The 18,782-nt window shown below is 40.5% G+C and carries 23 protein-coding genes; 20 read left to right on the top strand and 3 right to left on the bottom strand.

Annotated elements, in window-relative coordinates; genetic code table 11:
• The first annotated feature begins 10 nt into the window (after window positions 1-10).
• The 10 genes from atpG to ACGF7G_RS01840 all read left to right on the top strand — a co-directional run bounded on the left by atpG (window position 11) and on the right by ACGF7G_RS01840 (window position 9,172).
• The gene (atpG, locus tag ACGF7G_RS01885) at window positions 11-874 is read left to right on the top strand and encodes a F0F1 ATP synthase subunit gamma (protein WP_023044944.1); all 864 of its coding nucleotides are present in this window, start codon (window positions 11-13) and stop codon (window positions 872-874) included.
• Between the two features lie 34 nt (window positions 875-908).
• Window positions 909-2,291 (top strand): F0F1 ATP synthase subunit beta, encoded by a 1,383-nt coding sequence (atpD, locus tag ACGF7G_RS01880; protein WP_133814119.1) that lies wholly within the window; start codon window positions 909-911, stop codon window positions 2,289-2,291.
• Window positions 2,292-2,312: 21 nt separating this feature from the next.
• Window positions 2,313-2,735, top strand: a complete 423-nt coding sequence (locus ACGF7G_RS01875; protein ID WP_133814118.1) for a F0F1 ATP synthase subunit epsilon — start codon at window positions 2,313-2,315, stop codon at window positions 2,733-2,735.
• A 128-nt stretch (window positions 2,736-2,863) separates the two neighbouring features.
• Entirely contained in the window at window positions 2,864-4,234 is a 1,371-nt protein-coding gene (gene glmU / locus ACGF7G_RS01870; RefSeq protein ID WP_387463164.1) for a bifunctional UDP-N-acetylglucosamine diphosphorylase/glucosamine-1-phosphate N-acetyltransferase GlmU, read from the top strand.
• A 107-nt stretch (window positions 4,235-4,341) separates the two neighbouring features.
• Complete coding sequence (gene glmS, locus ACGF7G_RS01865; protein WP_387463162.1) at window positions 4,342-6,171, top strand: glutamine--fructose-6-phosphate transaminase (isomerizing); 1,830 nt, start codon at window positions 4,342-4,344, stop codon at window positions 6,169-6,171.
• Window positions 6,172-6,322: 151 nt separating this feature from the next.
• A complete protein-coding gene (locus ACGF7G_RS01860) occupies window positions 6,323-6,577 on the top strand; it encodes a type B 50S ribosomal protein L31 (protein WP_387463160.1) in 255 nt (84 codons plus the stop codon).
• 17 nt (window positions 6,578-6,594) lie between these two features.
• On the top strand, window positions 6,595-6,735 hold the full coding sequence (ykgO, locus tag ACGF7G_RS01855) for a type B 50S ribosomal protein L36 (RefSeq protein WP_046974578.1): 141 nt from the start codon (window positions 6,595-6,597) through the stop codon (window positions 6,733-6,735).
• A 1,063-nt stretch (window positions 6,736-7,798) separates the two neighbouring features.
• Complete coding sequence (locus ACGF7G_RS01850; protein WP_387463158.1) at window positions 7,799-8,035, top strand: tail fiber assembly protein; 237 nt, start codon at window positions 7,799-7,801, stop codon at window positions 8,033-8,035.
• A gap of 39 nt (window positions 8,036-8,074) precedes the next feature.
• Window positions 8,075-8,401 carry a hypothetical protein gene (locus tag ACGF7G_RS01845; protein ID WP_387463157.1) on the top strand — a complete coding sequence of 109 codons (327 nt, stop codon included), beginning with the start codon at window positions 8,075-8,077 and terminating at the stop codon, window positions 8,399-8,401.
• On the top strand, window positions 8,402-9,172 hold the full coding sequence (locus tag ACGF7G_RS01840) for a glycosyltransferase family 4 protein (protein ID WP_387463155.1): 771 nt from the start codon (window positions 8,402-8,404) through the stop codon (window positions 9,170-9,172).
• Between the two features lie 32 nt (window positions 9,173-9,204).
• Here ACGF7G_RS01840 and ACGF7G_RS01835 read toward each other — a convergent pair whose 3' ends face one another.
• Both ACGF7G_RS01835 and ACGF7G_RS01830 read right to left on the bottom strand, forming a co-directional pair.
• Complete coding sequence (locus tag ACGF7G_RS01835; RefSeq protein ID WP_387463153.1) at window positions 9,205-9,546, bottom strand: tail fiber assembly protein; 342 nt, start codon at window positions 9,544-9,546, stop codon at window positions 9,205-9,207.
• A 10-nt stretch (window positions 9,547-9,556) separates the two neighbouring features.
• Window positions 9,557-10,585, bottom strand: coding sequence for a pyocin knob domain-containing protein (locus ACGF7G_RS01830; protein WP_387463151.1), 1,029 nt, complete (start codon window positions 10,583-10,585; stop codon window positions 9,557-9,559).
• Window positions 10,586-10,649: 64 nt separating this feature from the next.
• Between ACGF7G_RS01830 and ACGF7G_RS01825 the strand changes: the two genes are divergently transcribed.
• Entirely contained in the window at window positions 10,650-11,222 is a 573-nt protein-coding gene (locus tag ACGF7G_RS01825) for a recombinase family protein (RefSeq protein ID WP_387463150.1), read from the top strand.
• 253 nt (window positions 11,223-11,475) lie between these two features.
• On the opposite strand, the gene ACGF7G_RS01820 is transcribed toward ACGF7G_RS01825, so the two are convergent.
• Window positions 11,476-12,081: a phage repressor protein CI gene (locus ACGF7G_RS01820; protein WP_387463149.1), complete on the bottom strand. Its 606-nt coding sequence runs from the start codon at window positions 12,079-12,081 to the stop codon at window positions 11,476-11,478.
• 396 nt (window positions 12,082-12,477) lie between these two features.
• Here ACGF7G_RS01820 and ACGF7G_RS01815 point away from each other — a divergent pair, with 396 nt between their 5' ends.
• The 9 genes from ACGF7G_RS01815 (at window position 12,478) to ACGF7G_RS01775 (ending at window position 18,780) form a co-directional block, all read left to right on the top strand.
• Window positions 12,478-12,642: a hypothetical protein gene (locus ACGF7G_RS01815; protein ID WP_387463147.1), complete on the top strand. Its 165-nt coding sequence runs from the start codon at window positions 12,478-12,480 to the stop codon at window positions 12,640-12,642.
• A 283-nt stretch (window positions 12,643-12,925) separates the two neighbouring features.
• Window positions 12,926-13,162: a tail protein X gene (locus ACGF7G_RS01810; RefSeq protein ID WP_387463146.1), complete on the top strand. Its 237-nt coding sequence runs from the start codon at window positions 12,926-12,928 to the stop codon at window positions 13,160-13,162.
• Between the two features lie 621 nt (window positions 13,163-13,783).
• Entirely contained in the window at window positions 13,784-14,662 is an 879-nt protein-coding gene (locus tag ACGF7G_RS01805; RefSeq protein WP_387463144.1) for a phage baseplate assembly protein V, read from the top strand.
• Window positions 14,662-15,003 (top strand): GPW/gp25 family protein, encoded by a 342-nt coding sequence (locus ACGF7G_RS01800; RefSeq protein ID WP_387463141.1) that lies wholly within the window; start codon window positions 14,662-14,664, stop codon window positions 15,001-15,003. Before ACGF7G_RS01805 ends, ACGF7G_RS01800 begins: the two co-directional genes overlap by 1 nt.
• A 4-nt stretch (window positions 15,004-15,007) precedes the next feature.
• Entirely contained in the window at window positions 15,008-16,012 is a 1,005-nt protein-coding gene (locus tag ACGF7G_RS01795; RefSeq protein ID WP_387463140.1) for a baseplate J/gp47 family protein, read from the top strand.
• Window positions 16,005-16,619 carry a phage tail protein I gene (locus tag ACGF7G_RS01790; protein WP_387463139.1) on the top strand — a complete coding sequence of 205 codons (615 nt, stop codon included), beginning with the start codon at window positions 16,005-16,007 and terminating at the stop codon, window positions 16,617-16,619. Before ACGF7G_RS01795 ends, ACGF7G_RS01790 begins: the two co-directional genes overlap by 8 nt.
• Window positions 16,616-17,749 (top strand): phage tail protein, encoded by a 1,134-nt coding sequence (locus ACGF7G_RS01785; RefSeq protein WP_387463138.1) that lies wholly within the window; start codon window positions 16,616-16,618, stop codon window positions 17,747-17,749. The genes ACGF7G_RS01790 and ACGF7G_RS01785 overlap by 4 nt, the downstream gene beginning before the upstream one ends.
• Entirely contained in the window at window positions 17,750-18,193 is a 444-nt protein-coding gene (locus ACGF7G_RS01780; protein WP_387463137.1) for a phage tail protein, read from the top strand.
• Window positions 18,193-18,780 carry a tail fiber assembly protein gene (locus tag ACGF7G_RS01775; RefSeq protein WP_387463135.1) on the top strand — a complete coding sequence of 196 codons (588 nt, stop codon included), beginning with the start codon at window positions 18,193-18,195 and terminating at the stop codon, window positions 18,778-18,780. Before ACGF7G_RS01780 ends, ACGF7G_RS01775 begins: the two co-directional genes overlap by 1 nt.
• Window positions 18,781-18,782 lie beyond the last annotated feature (2 nt).

The following is an 18,782-nucleotide window of genomic DNA, read 5'->3' as shown; positions in this document are numbered from 1 at the left end:
AGAATCAGGAATGGCCGGCGCAAAAGAGATACGTACCAAAATCGCCAGCGTGCAAAACACGCAAAAAATCACTAAAGCGATGGAGATGGTTGCTGCGTCCAAAATGCGTAAAACGCAGGATCGCATGGCGGCCAGCCGTCCTTATGCAGAAACCATACGCAGCGTGATTGGTCACCTTGCGTTAGGTAATCTGGAATATAAACATCCATACCTTGAAGAACGTGAAACCAAACGTGTCGGGTATCTGGTTGTTTCTACCGATCGTGGCTTGTGTGGTGGTTTGAACACGAATCTGTTCAAAAAACTGTTGTTAGACATGAAAGACTGGTCTGATAAAGGTGTCCAGTGTGATCTGGCGCTTATCGGCTCTAAGGCGACCTCTTTCTTTGCTTCTGTTGGGGGCAACGTTGTTGCTCAGGTAACAGGCATGGGAGATAACCCTTCACTGTCCGAATTAATCGGGCCGGTTAATATCATGTTGCGGGCATACGATGAAGGACGTCTGGATAAATTGTATGTGGTGACAAATAAGTTCATCAATACAATGTCTCAGGAACCGACTATTACTCAGTTGTTGCCTCTGCCTGCTGGAGATGATGAGACACTGAAGAAGAAATCCTGGGACTATTTATACGAACCTGATCCTAAGGCGTTGCTGGATATACTGCTGCGTCGTTATGTCGAATCGCAGGTTTATCAGGGCGTCGTTGAAAACCTGGCTAGTGAACAGGCCGCACGAATGGTGGCGATGAAAGCCGCGACTGATAATGGTGGCAGCCTGATCAAAGAGCTGCAGTTGGTTTATAACAAAGCTCGTCAGGCCAGCATAACTCAGGAGCTGACCGAGATTGTCTCGGGCGCTTCCGCGGTTTAACAGCTAGGTTTACGAATTACGTAGAGGATTCAAGATGGCTACTGGAAAGATTATCCAGGTAATCGGCGCCGTGGTGGACGTCGAATTCCCTCAAGATGCCGTACCAAAAGTATACGATGCACTTGAGGTTCAAAACGGCGAAGCTAAATTGGTGCTGGAAGTACAGCAGCAGTTGGGCGGCGGCGTTGTTCGTTGTATTGCAATGGGTACTTCTGATGGCTTAAGCCGTGGTTTAAGCGTTACTGATTTAGGTCACCCAATTGAAGTTCCAGTTGGTAAAGCGACACTTGGCCGTATCATGAACGTGTTGGGTGAACCCATCGACATGAAAGGTGATATCGGCGAAGAAGAGCGTTGGGCGATTCACCGCTCGGCTCCAAGCTATGAAGAGTTATCTAACTCTCAAGAGCTGCTGGAAACCGGTATCAAAGTAATGGACCTGATTTGCCCATTCGCCAAGGGGGGTAAAGTGGGTCTGTTCGGTGGTGCGGGTGTAGGTAAAACCGTAAACATGATGGAGCTGATCCGTAACATCGCGATTGAGCACTCAGGTTACTCCGTATTTGCCGGTGTAGGTGAACGTACCCGTGAAGGTAACGACTTCTACCACGAAATGACCGACTCTAACGTACTGGATAAAGTATCTCTGGTATATGGTCAGATGAATGAGCCACCAGGAAACCGTCTGCGTGTTGCGCTGACTGGTCTGACAATGGCTGAGAAGTTCCGTGATGAAGGCCGTGACGTTCTGCTGTTCGTTGATAACATTTATCGTTATACCCTGGCAGGGACCGAAGTGTCTGCACTGTTGGGTCGTATGCCATCGGCGGTAGGTTATCAGCCAACTCTGGCGGAAGAAATGGGTGTTCTGCAAGAACGTATTACTTCCACTAAAACTGGTTCTATCACTTCTGTACAGGCTGTTTACGTACCTGCGGATGACTTGACTGACCCATCTCCAGCTACAACTTTCGCCCACTTGGACGCAACTGTAGTACTGAGCCGTCAGATTGCCTCTCTGGGTATTTACCCTGCGGTGGATCCGCTGGATTCCACCAGCCGTCAGCTCGATCCATTGGTTGTTGGTCAGGAGCACTATAATGTTGCCCGTGGCGTTCAATCTATCCTGCAACGTTATCAGGAACTGAAAGACATCATCGCGATCCTGGGTATGGATGAACTGTCAGAAGACGATAAGCTGGTGGTTGCGCGTGCTCGTAAGATCCAGCGCTTCTTGTCTCAGCCGTTCTTCGTTGCAGAAGTGTTTACGGGTTCACCAGGTAAGTTCGTTTCCTTGAAAGATACGATCCGTGGCTTTAAAGGTATCTTGGAAGGAGACTATGACCACTTGCCAGAACAAGCGTTCTACATGGTGGGAACTATCGAAGAAGCTGTGGAAAAAGCGAAGAAACTTTAATACGGCTGACCGGAGGTTGACATGGCTGCAATGACTTACCATCTGAATGTTGTCAGTGCTGAGAACCGGATGTTTGAAGGTTTGGTACAGAAAATTCAGGTGACAGGTAGTGAAGGTGAGTTGGGTATTTACCCTGGACATGCTCCACTACTTACTGCCATAAAACCTGGCATGGTACGTATTGTTAAGCAGTTCGGTGAAGAAGAGGTGATTTACCTTTCTGGTGGTATCCTTGAGGTACAACCGAGCTGCGTTATCGTACTGGCTGACACTGCGATCCGTGGTAAAGATTTGGATGAAGCTAAGGCGCTGGAATCTAAGCGTAAAGCTGAAGAACACATCCGTAATTCTCACGGTGATGTTGATTATGCTCAGGCATCAGCTGAATTGTCTAAAGCGATTGCAAAACTTCGTGTAATCGAGTTGACAAAAAAGGCAATGTAATACAGGCAGTTAAAGAAAAAAGCCAGTTGGTGAAAGCTAACTGGCTTTTTTGTATTGCGAAATATGTAGTAATTTATCTCGCAAACAGGTTTACTTTTTTCTCTCAAATTGGAGTTATCAGGTTTCTTATGTCTAACAGTGCAAAAAGTGTTGTGATCCTTGCCGCGGGTAAAGGAACCCGCATGTATTCTGATCTCCCTAAAGTGCTGCATTTGCTGGCCGGTAAACCTATGGTTCAGCATGTGATTGATACTGCAATGGCGTTGGATGCTAAAAATGTTCATCTGGTTTATGGACATGGTGGTGATCTGATGAAACATACCTTATCTGATCAAAAATTGAATTGGGTATTGCAGTCAGAGCAGTTAGGGACTGGGCATGCAATGCAACAGGCTGCACCCTATTTTACTGATGATGAAGATATTCTGATACTGTATGGCGATGTGCCTCTGATTGGAGAAGATACTCTTGAACGTCTGCTGGTGGTTAAACCGGAAGGTGGTATTGGTTTACTGACAGCAATTCTGGATAATCCAACGGGTTATGGCCGCATTGTTCGTGAAAACGGAGAAGTAACCGGAATCATTGAACAAAAAGACGCGACTGAAGAGCAACGAAAAGTCAATGAAATCAACACAGGTATTCTGGTCGCTAATGGTGGTGATTTAAAACGTTGGTTATCCCAATTAAATAACAACAATGCTCAAGGTGAATATTACCTTACTGATGTGATTGCTCTGGCTTATAAAGAAGGCCGGAAAATTGAAGCAGTACATCCAAGCCGCTTGAGTGAAATGGAAGGTGTGAATAATCGCCTCCAGCTTTCCGCTCTTGAGCGTATTTATCAATCTGAACAAGCAGCAAAATTATTGCTGGCGGGCGTTATGCTGTTGGATCCCGCTCGTTTTGATTTACGCGGTACACTGACTCATGGCCGTGATGTGGTTATTGATACCAATGTCATTATAGAAGGTCATGTAACTCTTGGTAATAACGTGCAAATTGGCACAGGTTGCATATTGAAGAATTGTATTATTGGCGATGATTCTATTCTTAGTCCATATACAATTGTTGAAGATTCTGAGATGGAAGTTGGTTGTACTGTTGGTCCTTTTGCCCGTTTACGTCCTGGTTCTAAACTCGCTGAAAAAGCCCATGTCGGTAATTTCGTTGAGATGAAGAAATCTTATTTGGGTAAAGGTTCTAAAGCGGGACATCTGGCTTATCTTGGCGATGCTGAGATTGGACGTAATGTCAATATTGGTGCAGGTACTATTACCTGTAACTACGATGGAGCTAATAAATTCAAAACCGTTATTGGCGACGATGTTTTTGTTGGTTCTGATACTCAGCTTGTTGCGCCGGTGATTATTGCCAAAGGCGCTACAATTGGAGCAGGAACAACGGTGACAAAAAATATCGCTGAAAATGAATTGGTAGTAAGCAGAATTAAGCAAACCCATATTCAGGGTTGGAAACGCCCTGTAAAGAAAAAATAAAATAATAATCCCTATTCTACAGGCTCGGGGACCGGCAAAGCCGGAAAACAATCAGGCTCGTGACATATAAAGGGCTTTCATCAGCCCTGTTTTTAGGAATAAAACTGATGTGTGGAATTGTTGGTGCAGTAGCACAACGAGATATTGCTGAAATCCTGATTGAAGGGCTTCGTCGTTTGGAATACCGTGGTTACGACTCCGCTGGGTTGGCGGTTGTTGATAACGAAAATAATATGCTTCGCCTGCGTGAGGTCGGTAAGGTACAAATGCTGGCTGATGAGGTTGATAAGCAACCAGTCCTTGGTGGGACAGGTATTGCGCACACCCGTTGGGCTACACACGGTGAACCAAACGAGAAAAATGCTCACCCGCATATATCCGATTATATTGCTGTTGTTCACAACGGCATTATTGAAAATTATGAAGAATTGCGGGCTCAGTTAATTGAGTGCGGTTATCAGTTTACATCAGATACTGATACAGAAGTTATTGCCCACCTTGTTCATTGGGAGCAAAAACAGAGTGGTACCTTGCTGGAGGCTGTCCAGCGTGTTATTCCTCAGCTTCGTGGTGCATATGGTGCAGTTATCATAGATAGCCGTGATCCTGGAACAATAATCGCTGCAAGATCGGGTAGTCCTTTGGTTATTGGTTTAGGCGTCGGGGAAAACTTTCTTGCGTCTGATCAACTGGCTTTGTTGCCTGTTACCCGTCGTTTTATTTTCCTTGAAGAAGGCGATATTGCGGAAATAACTCGTCGTACTGTGCATATTTTTAATACTCAGGGCGAGCCAGTTGAACGGGAGCAGATCGAATCCAATATTCAGTATGATGCGGGTGACAAAGGTGTTTATCGTCACTATATGCAAAAAGAGATCTATGAGCAACCAATGGCAATCAAAAGCACTCTGGAAGGACGCTTAAATCATGGGCAGGTAGATTTGTCTGAACTTGGTCCTAATGCAGCTGAATTATTATCCAAAGTTGAACATATTCAGATTGTTGCCTGTGGTACATCCTATAACGCCGGTATGGTTTCTCGTTACTGGTTTGAAGCATTGGCGGGTATTCCATGTGATGTGGAAATTGCTTCTGAATTCCGTTACCGCAAATCAGCACGTCGTCCGGGAAGCTTATTAATTACATTGTCTCAATCAGGTGAAACAGCAGATACATTGGCAGCCCTGCGTTTATCCAAAGAGCTTGGATACCTCACATCGTTGACAGTCTGTAACGTAGCTGGCTCTTCTCTGGTACGTGAATCTGATTTTGCTTTGATGACTAAGGCTGGTGCAGAAATTGGTGTTGCTTCAACTAAAGCGTTCACAACCCAACTGACAGTATTGCTAATGTTGGTGGCTTATCTTGGGCGTTTGAAAGGGGTTAATGCTGAACAGGAGAAAGAAATTGTTCATGCATTACATGCATTGCCAAACCGCATCGAAAGCATGTTATCGAAAGATAAAATTATTGCGGCGTTGGCAGAAGACTTTTCTGATAAGCACCATGCTCTATTCCTTGGCCGTGGTGATCAATATCCGATTGCGGTTGAAGGGGCATTGAAATTAAAAGAAATTTCTTACATCCATGCTGAGGCTTATGCCGCAGGTGAATTAAAACATGGCCCATTGGCACTAATTGATGCAGATATGCCTGTTATCATCGTGGCTCCGAACAATGAGTTGTTGGAAAAATTGAAATCCAATATTGAAGAAGTACGTGCCCGTGGTGGATTGTTATATGTATTTGCTGATCAGGATGCGGGTTTTACAGGCAGCGAAGGAATGAAGATCATCTCATTACCGCATGTTGAAGAACTGATTGCTCCAATATTTTATACCGTGCCGTTGCAACTGCTCTCCTATCACGTTGCTCTTATCAAAGGAACTGATGTTGATCAGCCTCGTAACTTGGCTAAGTCTGTGACTGTAGAATAATTTATTTAATAACAATAAATTAAACAAGCCCCTGTACATTAAAAATACAGGGGCTTTTTGTGTTTAATTGAGAAAGTTTCTCATTATTTTCTTGATGATAAAAACAAATTGCGATATTGTAATGTTATATTATTACATTTGTGGTGAAGTTATGAAACCAGATATCCATCCAAACTACCGGGTAGTCGTATTTCACGATACCAGTGTTAATGCCTACTTTACAGTTGGCTCCACTATTCGTACTGAGCGGACAATTACCTTGAATGGAGAAGAGTATCCGTATGTGACTGTTGATGTATCATCGGAATCACATCCTTTCTATACAGGTAAGCAGAAAACTTTGTCTCAAGAAGGCAGCACAGCACGATTCCAGAAAAAATTTGGGCGTTTTATTAGCAGTAAATAAATTGAGGGATCGTAGAAATGCAGGTGTTAAGTTCACTTAAAACGGCGAAAACCCGTCACCCAGATTGCAAAATTGTACGCCGTCGGGGACGGTTGTATGTTATTTGTAAATCCAATCCACGTTTTAAAGCAGTTCAGGGAAAGAAAAAGAAACGTTGATACTAATGGTAGAACTCGCAGCTTATAGCTGCGAGTTCTACCATTAGTTGTACTTCTGATTACTTTGAAAATCACTGACCTAAACTTTGTTTGGAAATGGAGTTAACGCAATTAAATAAAATTTATATTTTATGCAAAATGAAATCTCATCAACACTTTTTTTCATAAACCACAGTTCTGGTCATTTATTGGCACCTAAATATAATCAATCTTCGCTATATGTAACCCTATTTAATACTAATACGAGTCTATTTTTTCGGCAGGGCGGGATTCTACTTTGATCAAAAATTATCCATTTCGCGGATATTGATAACTTCTCACATTCAATACGATCTTATTAATAGGTTTTGATATCTTATTTGTGCATTTATTGCGCTATTAGAAGGTTGTTTTTACCCATAATAACCATATGAAAAATGTGAGATCCCGCCCTGATTCTTTCGGAAATTTCACGGGTAAGTGAGTTTTGAAAAATCATAAAGTTAGCAAAAAATACGGTGTCGAATACTGCTACTGTCAACAGTAAAAAGTTGATTGATAATCCTGTTATTACTTCTCAGTATACCCTTAATGAACAGCCAATTTATTTAGGAGATAAAGCCAACTTGGACAATTACAAAATACCTAATATTTATTACCAAGATTACAATGCTTATGCTTAAAATGGTGTTAATTACCCGTAATCACTTGCAGGCTCGCTTATTGTGCTAAAAACTGCTGGGATCATTCAACGTTATTTTGTTTATAACAGCAGCCGAATATATACTCGCAGCCAATGTGGGAGTATATATCAAAGCGGAATCTGATAGTCGGTATGCAGATAAAACTAATGTAGGGGTAGTAAACCTTTGTCTTGGTAGTTTAGCTACCGAAGGTGGCTGGACAAATGAAAAAAAACTGGGCTGCGCTATACCTCAATGGTATCCCAATATGTTCAATATTTAAAGGATGATAAGAGGAACGACTGGTATAAAATTCAAAAAGAATTTTCAGAAGAAACGATTAAATTTACGTTTAATAAAATAGGAATAATTATTTCATTATAAAAAGACATATTAAGGCAATGCCACGTATATATACCTTGGAAGAAAAAATACGGATAACTGAAAACCATAAAATAGAAAAAATGGTTGCAATCAATATAACTATCCAACCTCTACAAGATGCCATTGATTTAGACATAGCAACAGATAAAGAAATTGAGCAATTGATGGCATGGAAAAAATACAGAGTTTTATTAAGTAGAGTAGATACTTCTCAACCTGATAGAATACAGTGGCCTGAAATTCCTAATAAATAGAAAAATAAGTAAAAAATCAGGATTAGGATAGGTAATGTCATGAATGTTTTAATTACAAATTTTCATACTGGAAATGGTGGTGGTCATACAACATACATAATGAATATAGTTAAATATTTTAACTACAACGAAGGAAGTTTATTCATTGCTTGCCCCCCAGAAAGTAGACTATATAAAGAATTATCTGATTCAGAATTTTACAATATATTTCCATTATATTTTTTCTTTAAAATTAAAAAACTGAAACAAATTATAGAAACCAGTAAGATTTTATCTGGAATATCAAAAAAACATAAAATAGATATTATTCATACCAATGGAACTTCTGATAATAAAATAGCTATTATAGCAAAATTATTTTTCTGAATGAAAAGTAAATTAATTTATACTAAGCATAATCATTATTCAGTATCTTTGTTGTCAAGGATCAGACTTAGAAGATTTAATAAAAAAGTCATTTTTGTGAGTGACTCTACACGTAACCAATGCTCATATTTTATCTCTGATGAGCGTTCAGTTACTATTAAAAATGGCATTAATATTGATAAATGGAGAGTTGAGCACCCAATTACAGAGAGAGGGAAAATAACACTTATTTCCTCTGCTGGAACTGCAGAACATAAAGGCTGGCATTTCTTAATAAGATGTTTGGCAAAAGATAAAGAGCTGTCTGATAAGTTCAGTGTAAAAATTATAGGCCGTATTCCTCATAAGAAGGATATGGAAAAATTAATTGGCATTAATTTTTCTCATGTTGATGTTGAATTTACTGGTTATATAAATGATGATAAAACGATCCTTAGTTATATGAAAAATGCTTCTGTCGGGTTTGTATTATCTACCGATTGTGAAACTATTAGTTTTTCCTGTAGAGAAATGATGGCTTGTGGTCTGCCTGTTATCGTCAGTGATTTTGGTGGGCTACCAGAAAATATTGATCATGGTGTTAATGGTTGGATCACAAGAGCAGGAAATGAAGTATCAATACATAACATTTTGAAATCAATTGTTAGTTTGCCATTTCAAGAGTTAAAAGAGTTTTCTAAAAAAGCCAGAGAAAAAGCTGTTAATGAGTTTGATGTGGAGAAAATGGTTTCAGAAACGATAGATACCTACAAATCAGTTTATAAGTTTTAAATATACGGCCTGAAAAACAGGCCGTTAATATTTTATTCTGGTTGTTCTGGCCATTCAATATTCGGTACAGTGGTATCCATCCGGCTTAACACGACACGATATTTTTTCCATGCTTTCAATACTGTTATTTCATTATCGGTTGCAATACCTAAATCAATAGCATCCTGTAATGGTGCCATTTTAATTGCTGCTTGTTCCAATAAATGATAACGGTGACGATTATCCGATTTGTTTTTTTGTTCGGCAATGGCTTGCTGATATAATTCTTGAGCTTCCTGTATATTGAAACCCATTGAAATCAATTGATGAGGTTCAGCTGGCACATTGACATATTCATAGCCATTTTTGTCTGTTAATTTATTTAATATTATCATATATCCTCACTCATTGTGATTTCTTTTGATAAAGTGAGTCATATTCCAGAGAGTAAGGTATTGTAGTATCCGTATACTCATCACCTAATAATGAATCACTAATGGCTAACGATTTGACCATCCACTTCATTTCACGATTAATATCCGCATTTGACCAACGATATATTTCAACTTCGCCCTCTTCTCGAGAATAATGGATTGGTTGGAAGTTACTGGTCAAAAAATAGGTTAAACCACCACGTAAATAACAACCGCTATAAACGTAGCAACCTGTGATATCACCGGATTTCACATCACCATAGAGAGGATATTTACCATCGATGGGTCTAGCAATGCTTATCATGGCATAACGGATCGCTTTTACCGTTTTACGATAAGTTTGATTTATACGTTTAATATTAAGATATTGTGCATCCCCTCCCCATGGAATATCACCTCCCTCTATTTGTACAAGTAATCCAGCAACATGTGTCACACCCTCACCAAATGGTTTTTTTTCTGCATCATATGGATAGGGTCGATGAAGTGTTAGCCAAGAGTTCGCCCCGATATTAGGCGGATGGTTCCACCAGACTGGATAATAGCGCTCAGTACTCAAACTGGTGAGATCAATCGTAGTCGTGTAGCGAGGTTCAACCTGAATATCCGCCGCAGTGGGTTTATTCAGCGTGTTATATTCTCTAGCCCAAGATGTCCATGGTAAATTGGAATATTGGCTACGTGTATATATTCTGCTGCTGTTATAGACAAAGTAACGTTGAATAATTCCTGCTGCTTTCAGCACAACAAGCGAGCCCGCGAGCGATTCAGGATAATTAGCGCCATTTTGAGCATGAAGATTGTAATCTTGATAATAAATCCCCGGTGTTTTGTAATTATCCAAATTCGCCTTATCACCCAAATAAACTGCTTGCCCGTTAAAGATCTCCTGAGACGTAATTACTGGATTATCAATCAGCTTTTTACCGTTGACAGTGGTGGTATTTGGCACCGTCTTCTGAGCCAACTCCACCGTTTCCATCAAACCAAGGTTTTTCAAAACTCCCTAATCCATGATAATTTCTATAAGAATAGTCTCCTATTGGTATTAAACAGGGTTACACATGGCGAAGATTGGCTATATCCGGGTGTCAACAAATGACCAGAACAGTGATTTACAGCGAAATGCGTTGATAAGTATAAATTGTGAGCGAATTTTTGAGGATAAAATCAGTGGAAAAACAGCCAATAGACCTGGTTTAAAACGAGCTTTAAAACAACTTAAAAAAGATGACACTTTAGTCGTCTGGAAACTGGATCGACTAGGGCGTAGCGTGAAAAATATGGTTACTTTGATTTCTGATTTAAGTGAACGAGGTATTCATTTCCAAAGCCTGACTGACAGTATTGACACTAGCACTTCTATGGGAAGATTCTTCTTTCATGTGATGAGTGCTTTGGCTGAAATGGAGCGGGAATTGATAGTTGAAAGAACAAATGCAGGATTGGTAGCTGCCCGTGCTCAAGGGAGAATTGGTGGCAGACCAGTATCATTTTCATCTGTTGAACAACAACAAGCTGCAAGATTGTTGGCGAAAGGCCACTCGCGGAAACAATTATCATTGATTTACAATACATCGTTATCTACGATATATAAATATTTTCCGGTAAATAAGACGGATTATCGATCAGCTTAATATTTTATGGTGTGGCTAATTAACGGTTTAATTTTATGCTATATAATATCTGAGGCCAGTTGGTATATTAATGTATGCAAAATATATCGCTTTTCTATAGGGACGATTTTTCCGCCACATTATGAAAAAATAGATTAAGAAAAAACTATTTTATGTGAAATCCATTGCTTTTGATATTCTCAAGCAACGGATTACCATCAAGCATGGATTTACACATCTAAAAAAATGAATTTATCAACAATGAAAAAGGTTGTTAGTACTTGGAAATCGTCAGATAAACTCGACCAATAAAGTTAATTTCATCAATTGCACAGTCAAAGGTTACATCATTATCACTGACCCGGATTTTATAGACTGGGATTTTTGTGATCTTTTTAATGCTATGCATCCCTTGAATATCAATTAACCATAAACCATCCTGAACATCAGGCCCTTCTGTATCCAGCAAATACCAAGAGTTGTTGTCATCTACAACGAGAGGTTTTTTTATTTCTTTGGCAATAAATTTATTATCTAAAATCACAGGGTTGGCAGTGTTCAACTTTCCACCGACTAATTTAACGCACTGTATTGTCGGAGCAATAGCGTTTTCTTTTCCTCTTTCTCCTTTAGGGTACATTTTGCCTTGCCCTGTACTTAACCATAGCAATGACGCATTAGTTTCAAGATTGCATTGAATAACCCAGTCTGCTGGAAAGCTGTCCCTTAAATAGCGGTTTGCCATTGTGCTTTTGGATACACCTAAATGATCACTAAGTGCCTGACGTGATTTGAATCCATATGCGCTAACAAGGCGTTCGATAGCTTGTTTTCCTCCACTATCTGCACCCATTTTTATCTCAGTTATGTTTTTTTTCATTGAAAGTACAGTTTAGTGAGTTTGCTGTCTTCACAAAGTTCTCTAATCAAGAGCAAAGTGATCCCAAATGAATTTATTAGATTCAATAAGAGATATTGCATCATAGGCATTCAAATTTCAATCTGTATACTTTGTGAAACTATATTCATCAGAATAAAGAGAAATAAATTCTCTAGTTATAAAATAAGAAAAATTTATTAATTACAGTAAATTGTAATCAGAAAGAAACCTTTTTAATCATTAATTATTTCAATAAAAACAATAATTAATATATTAACACTATCAAATATAGTTCTCAAAAAGGATAAAAAACCACTTTAATTTTTTCTAATCAACGTGTACTGTTCTTATATACAGTTATGTTATACGGGGGTAAGTTTGTCAGTGGACTTTCTTATGGAATCAGTAACAGCTCAACGTATTAATTTTATTGCCAGAATGGCAATAAGCTGTGAATGTAATCATGCTGAAGATAAAGAATTGGCTTTGGCTTGGATTGCTGAGTTGTCAACACCACTTGCAAAACAACTTATTAACCATCACGAAGCACTTGAAGAATAAATGTGATAATTAAATGATATGCATGTGGAAACTCTATGTGATAAACAATCTAAAGTTTCTCAGCCAAGTTATGATTGCATTGGAAAATGAATTGAAAAACAGATTTTTCTTATGGTTCAGTCTATTTGAGAAGATAGATAAGTTGTCGAATTAGCCACTGAAAAGTGGCTTCTTGCTTCCATTTGTACTATTCCCTTAACAATCTTGCCTCATTGTTTCTCTTCTCTTGTTAGCACACCATGACATTTTAACTTAACAATATTTCCTATATAGAGGGCTTCTAATGAAAATAATTGCACAGCAAAATGATACAGTTGATGCCTTATGCTGGCGTCATTATGGCCGAACTCAGGGCATGACAGAACGGGTGTTGGAGGCTAATCCAGGCTTGGTTGAATTGGTATTTAAGAAGTGTCCTAACTTGTCTGAATATAGTGTAATCCTGCCACATGGCACTGAAGTTGAAATGCCGGAGGTTATGCCAGCGACAACAAAACCTATTCTGCAACTCTGGGATTAAAGATAACAAATGGATAAATACAGTTATGCCACTTATGGTATTACCAGTTTGATGACTTTTTTCATGGAATTATCACGTTATGAATAGAGTTTTCTTAATCGGCGATTTTGCCAGCCTTGTTTTGGGGGGCATGACTTATTTATCAACCCACTAAGAGCAGATAAAGCGTACATGAATCTTGCAGGGTATTTTGGGAAACCTAAAAGTTAAGTTTACGTCTGAATCTGAGCTTGCCTGTCAGGGACTGGATAAGTGAGCAATCGAAGCAACTCGTTGCAACTGTGGATGCATTGTTTGTAACATTCGAGTTTGAATCATCAGTAGTGATCAAATCAAGTCACCTGCAATATTATATCTAGTATGTGGTTAGATAGTGCAAAATCGAAATTTTTTGAATTATTGCGTTAAACTCTGATAAAAGAACTACCTACAATTACAGTTTATATAAAAGCCTTTCTCAATTATGGGAAAGGCTTTTTAGTTCATATTATTATCGTTTTTCCTTTCCAAGAAACTTGTCTGATCTTTCCTACAATTCCCTTTTGATGTCGATAGCTATCTTTGATGGCACTCTTTCAGACATAAACCCACAACTACTTAGATGGCATTCTTCCGATATATATGGACACACAACTGACTGAACTTCTGCGCTTACTGCGTAATTTGATTCGAACTGGTGTTGTCACCGAGGTTGATACTCAACGAGGTGTGTGTCGAATTGCGACAGGCAATCTCGAAACTGACTGGCGACCTTGGTTGACAATGCGAGCAGGTAATTCCCGGACTTGGTGGGCTCCCAGCCGTGGTGAGCAGGTTTTACTATTATCTGTTGGTGGTGAGTTGACCACATCTTTTGTATTACCGGCTGTTTATTCTGATCAATTTCCAGAACCATCAACTCTTCTTACAGAAGCTGACTATATTGATTTTCCTGATAGTGGATTACCAGTCATTTATTCTGATCAATCTGCGGCACCACCGGGTCGTTCTGAACAAGCTGTTCATATTGTTTTCCCTGATGGTGCAGTAATGGAGTATGAGCCGAAATTCGGTGCTTTAACGGTAAAAGGTATTAGGACTGCTAGCGTGCAAGCTTCATATTCCATAACACTTGAGGCAACGAATATAACATTAAAAGCACACGATAAAATCTCAATGTCGGCAAATAACAAAATTGAATTGTCATCGCACAACGAAATTTCAATATCGGCAGATAACAAAATTGGATTAACCTCGCACAACGAAATCTCATTGTCGGCAGACAACAAAATTGGACTAGGAGCCAAAAAAGAATTGTCACTGAACGCACATGAAGTCAAGTGTGAAGCAAAAAAAGGAATGGAACTGAAAGCATCAGAACTGACGTTGAAAGGAAAAACTAAACTGGAAGGTGATGTTGAAAATACCGGAGGAAAACTCAGTTCTAATGGTGTGACCTTACATTCTCATCAACACTCTGGCGTCATGTCAGGCGGTGCAACAACAGGAGGTCCAGTATAATGATGTACCTTGGAATGAACCGGAAAACCGGTCGTAGCCTGACAGATTTGGAACATGTACGCCAGTCTGTCAGTGACATTTTATCAACACCTGTAGGCAGTCGTGTTGAACGGCGCACTTACGGCTCTCTGCTACCTGAATTAATTGACTGGCCGCAGAACGCAGCTGTACGCCTACAAGTTATGGCAGCCAGTTATACCGCTATCAGCCGCTGGGAGCCGCGAATTAATCTGACAGCTATCACCATAAATTCCCAACAAGACGGCAAAATGACGGTGGATATAGCCGGTCATTATCAGCAGTCCGCTGGGGAGTTTTCTCTATCCATCCCTGTGAGGTAAAACAATGCCGACCATTGACCTAAGCCAGTTGCCACCACCTGATGTTGTCGAGCCACTGGATTATGACAGCCTATTGGCTGAACGTAAAGCCAACCTGATATCTCGTTACCCAGAAGAACAACGAGATGCTATTACTCGAACACTGGAATTGGAATCCGAACCTCTGGTTAAGTTACTTGAGGAAAATGCTTACCGGGAATTGATATTGCGTCAGCGGGTTAATGAAGCAGCTCGGGCGGTGATGCTGGCCTATGCAACTAACGGCGATTTAGATCAGTTGGGAGCGAATTATAGCGTTACTCGGATAGTGATGGAGTCTGATAACGTTTTTCGTAAACGTATCCAAACAGCCTTCGAAGGATTCAGTGTCGCAGGGCCAATAGGTGCGTATGAACATCACGCCCGCTCAGTTGATGACGGTATTCGTGTTAATAAAGATGATAGAAAAGGTAAAGGTGAATATCAAACTGTTGCGGATGTTTCTGTCATCAGTCCATCACCAGCTAATGTTACCGTAACCATTTTGTCACAAAAATGGATATGGGAAAAAGGTAAGAAAGATGAGGAAGATAAAGAACATAAAGGCGTAGCTTCACAAGATTTACTGGATAAAGTGATTGTGGCACTCAATGACGAAAATGTCAGACCCGTTGCGGACCGGGTAAAAGTACAGTCAGCCCAAATAGTTGAATACCAGATTGATGCAGTACTCTATCTCTATCCGACACCAGAATCTGAGCCTATCCGTAAATTGGCTCAACAAAATATGGATAAGTATATAGAAGAGCAACATAAGTTGGGGCGGGATATCCGGCTGTCTGCTATTTATGCGGCGCTACATGTGGCAGGGGTACAGCAGGTGGAATTAAGAGCACCGACGAAGGATATAATTTTATGTAAAGATCAAGCTCCTTTTTGCATTGGTTCGAAACTGGAACTGGGTAAAACTCAAACTTCTGATTGCTCCAAACCAAATTCATATTTGATAGTGGGAGGTTATGATGAATGACCGTCTGTTGCCAACAGGTTCTACTGTTTTAGAGTTGGCTGCGGCTAAGGCATGCTCGCAATTACAAAACATTCCAGTGCCGCTTCGTCAACTCTGGAACCCTGATACTTGCCCTGAGGCATTATTACCCTATTTAGCGTGGGCATGGTCGGTTGATCGTTGGGATGAAAACTGGCCGGTGAGTACTAAGCGGGAAGTCATAAAAAACTCACTGTTTCTGCACAAACATAAGGGAACCATTGGTGCCGTCCGTCGCGTGGTAGAACCGCTAGGCTATCTTATTCAAATAAAGGAATGGTGGCAGAACAACGAAACACCGGGCACATTCCGGTTAGCGATAGGGGTACAGGAAAATGGGATCACCGAAGAAACTTTTTTAGAGCTGGAACGGCTAATTTCTGATGCCAAGCCTGTAAGTCGTCATCTGATAGGTTTGTCAATCAATCTGGATATTAAGGGCGAATTTTATTGTGCTGCGGCGAGTTATAGCGGAGATGAACTCACTGTTTACCAGTATATCCCTGAAGTCATCACTATTAGCAACAATGCACCTTTAGGGGCTGCAATTCATTTGATTGATACAGATACATTGAGGGTTTCACCATGAAATACTTTGCAATTTTAACCAAGTTGGGAGCAGCAAAGCTGGCAAACGCTGCGGCTTTGGGAACAAAAGTCGATATTACTCACATGGCCGTTGGTGACGGAGGTGGTAAATTACCTGATCCTGACATCAACCAGACAAAATTAATTAATGAAAAGCGCCGTGCTGCGATTAATACGTTGAGTGTCGATCCGGTAAATACCAACCAAATTATTGCTGAGCAAATCATCCCAGAAGGTGAAGGTGGTTGGTGGATGCGTGAGATTGGTCTGTTTGACAGTGAAGGTAACATGATTGCGGTGGCAAATTGCCCGGAAACCTACAAACCACAATTGCAGGAAGGCTCAGGCAGAACACAAACTGTCAGGATGATCTTGATTGTCAGCAGTACTGAATCAGTGACATTAAAAATTGATCCCTCCATAGTTTTGGCAACTCGTGATTACGTAGATAGCTCTATTCAGAAACATGAAAAAAGCCGCAATCACCCAGACGCTACGTTGACAGAAAAAGGTTTTACGAAACTCAATAGTGCTACTAACAGTAATGATGAAACCACAGCGGCAACACCTAAAGCGGTAAAAGCAGCTTATGACTTAGCGGCTAAAGCAAGTGATAACGCTTTAGCAAAAAATCAGAACGGTGCGGATATCCCAGATAAAAATGCTTTTGTGAAAAACCTTGGTTTATTGGAAAGGTTAATTCCGGTCGGTGTACCGCTTCCTTGGCCAGTAGCGACACCGCCAGAGGGGTGGATAAAATGTAATGGTGCGGCCTTTGATAAGTCGAAATTTCCGGAGTTAGCAAAGCTTTATCCGGGTGGTAATGTACCCGATTTACGTGGTGAATTTATCCGCGGCTGGGATGATGAACGTGGAATCGATCCATCACGTTCATTGCTGGTGTGGCAGGAGGGATCTTATTTAGTACAGGAAGTTGGTCAAGTTGATAATGTTGTTAACTTCTCACAGAACGATCGTGTGGCGTTACAGTGGGATACTCCCCAAAATAAAGCTATTTCAGTAAGAGCCAGGAGTGTTGGTTCAGCAACAACTTGGAATCCTAGTACAGCTTATATAGGGGTATCAAGGCCACGCAACGTCGCATTTAACTATATTGTAAGAGCAGCATAAATGAGCATTCCTATATTCGAAGTGATCCCTGTGGGAATACCTCTTCCCTGGCCGATTGACATCCCCCCAAACGGATGGGTGAAATGTAATGGGGCAATCTTTGATAAATCTCTGTATCTGAAATTAGCTGAAGCCTATCCTAACGGTAAACTACCCGATTTAAGAGGTGAGTTTATCCGAGGGTGGGATGATGCGCGCGGCATTGACAGCGGTCGCCAATTACTGAGCATTCAAGTTGATGCGTTCAAAAGACATAATCACAGCATTTATACCACTAACAGTGATAAAACTAGTCTTGAGGATACAGATCCCATGCGTGGCGGTATGACTGGCGGTCCTAACTACCGGGGCAGTTTAGGGGAAAACAAATCTATTGGGATGAATGGTGAAAATGAAACACGCCCGAGAAACGTGGCATTTAATTACATTGTGAGGATTGTCTGATGCATAAGGCTATACTGGATAAAAATAATATTGCCATTGATAGCGGAAATATTATTGTGTTTAATTACAACGCAAGTACGCGAGAATATTTAAGCAGTACTGATGAATATATTTCTGTCGGTGTCGGTCTTCCTGCCAATTCATGTACAGATGCACCACCTGAAGTTAAAGAGGGATATGTTGCCTGCCGTTCATCTGATTTAACTCATTGGCTGATTGTACCCGACTATCGTGGAAAAACAGCTTACAACACGCAAACCCATGAACAGCAGAAAATCATTAAACCCGGTGAATTACCGGAAACACTGACATTTAAACAACCTGACACTGATTTTGATAAATGGGATGGAAAAAAATGGGTAACAGATATTGAAGCCCAAAAAGCCAGTCAGGCTGAACACCAACGCGCCACTCTTCGTCAACAGGCAGATGAAGCCATGACGTTATTACAATATGCTGTTGAAACTGAAATGGCATCAGAAGCAGAAAAAGCGTCATTGTTTGCTTGGAAAAAGTATGTGGTATTACTGAGTCGGGTTGATGTTTCACAGGTTTCTGATATTGAGTGGCCACAAATACCAGAATAAAA

The organism is Photorhabdus sp. RM323S (assembly GCF_042879375.1).
GTDB classification, from domain to species: Bacteria; Pseudomonadota; Gammaproteobacteria; order Enterobacterales; family Enterobacteriaceae; genus Photorhabdus; species Photorhabdus tasmaniensis.
Note: the sequence above shows the minus strand (reverse complement) of the source record. Positions and strands in the feature narration are given on the sequence as shown.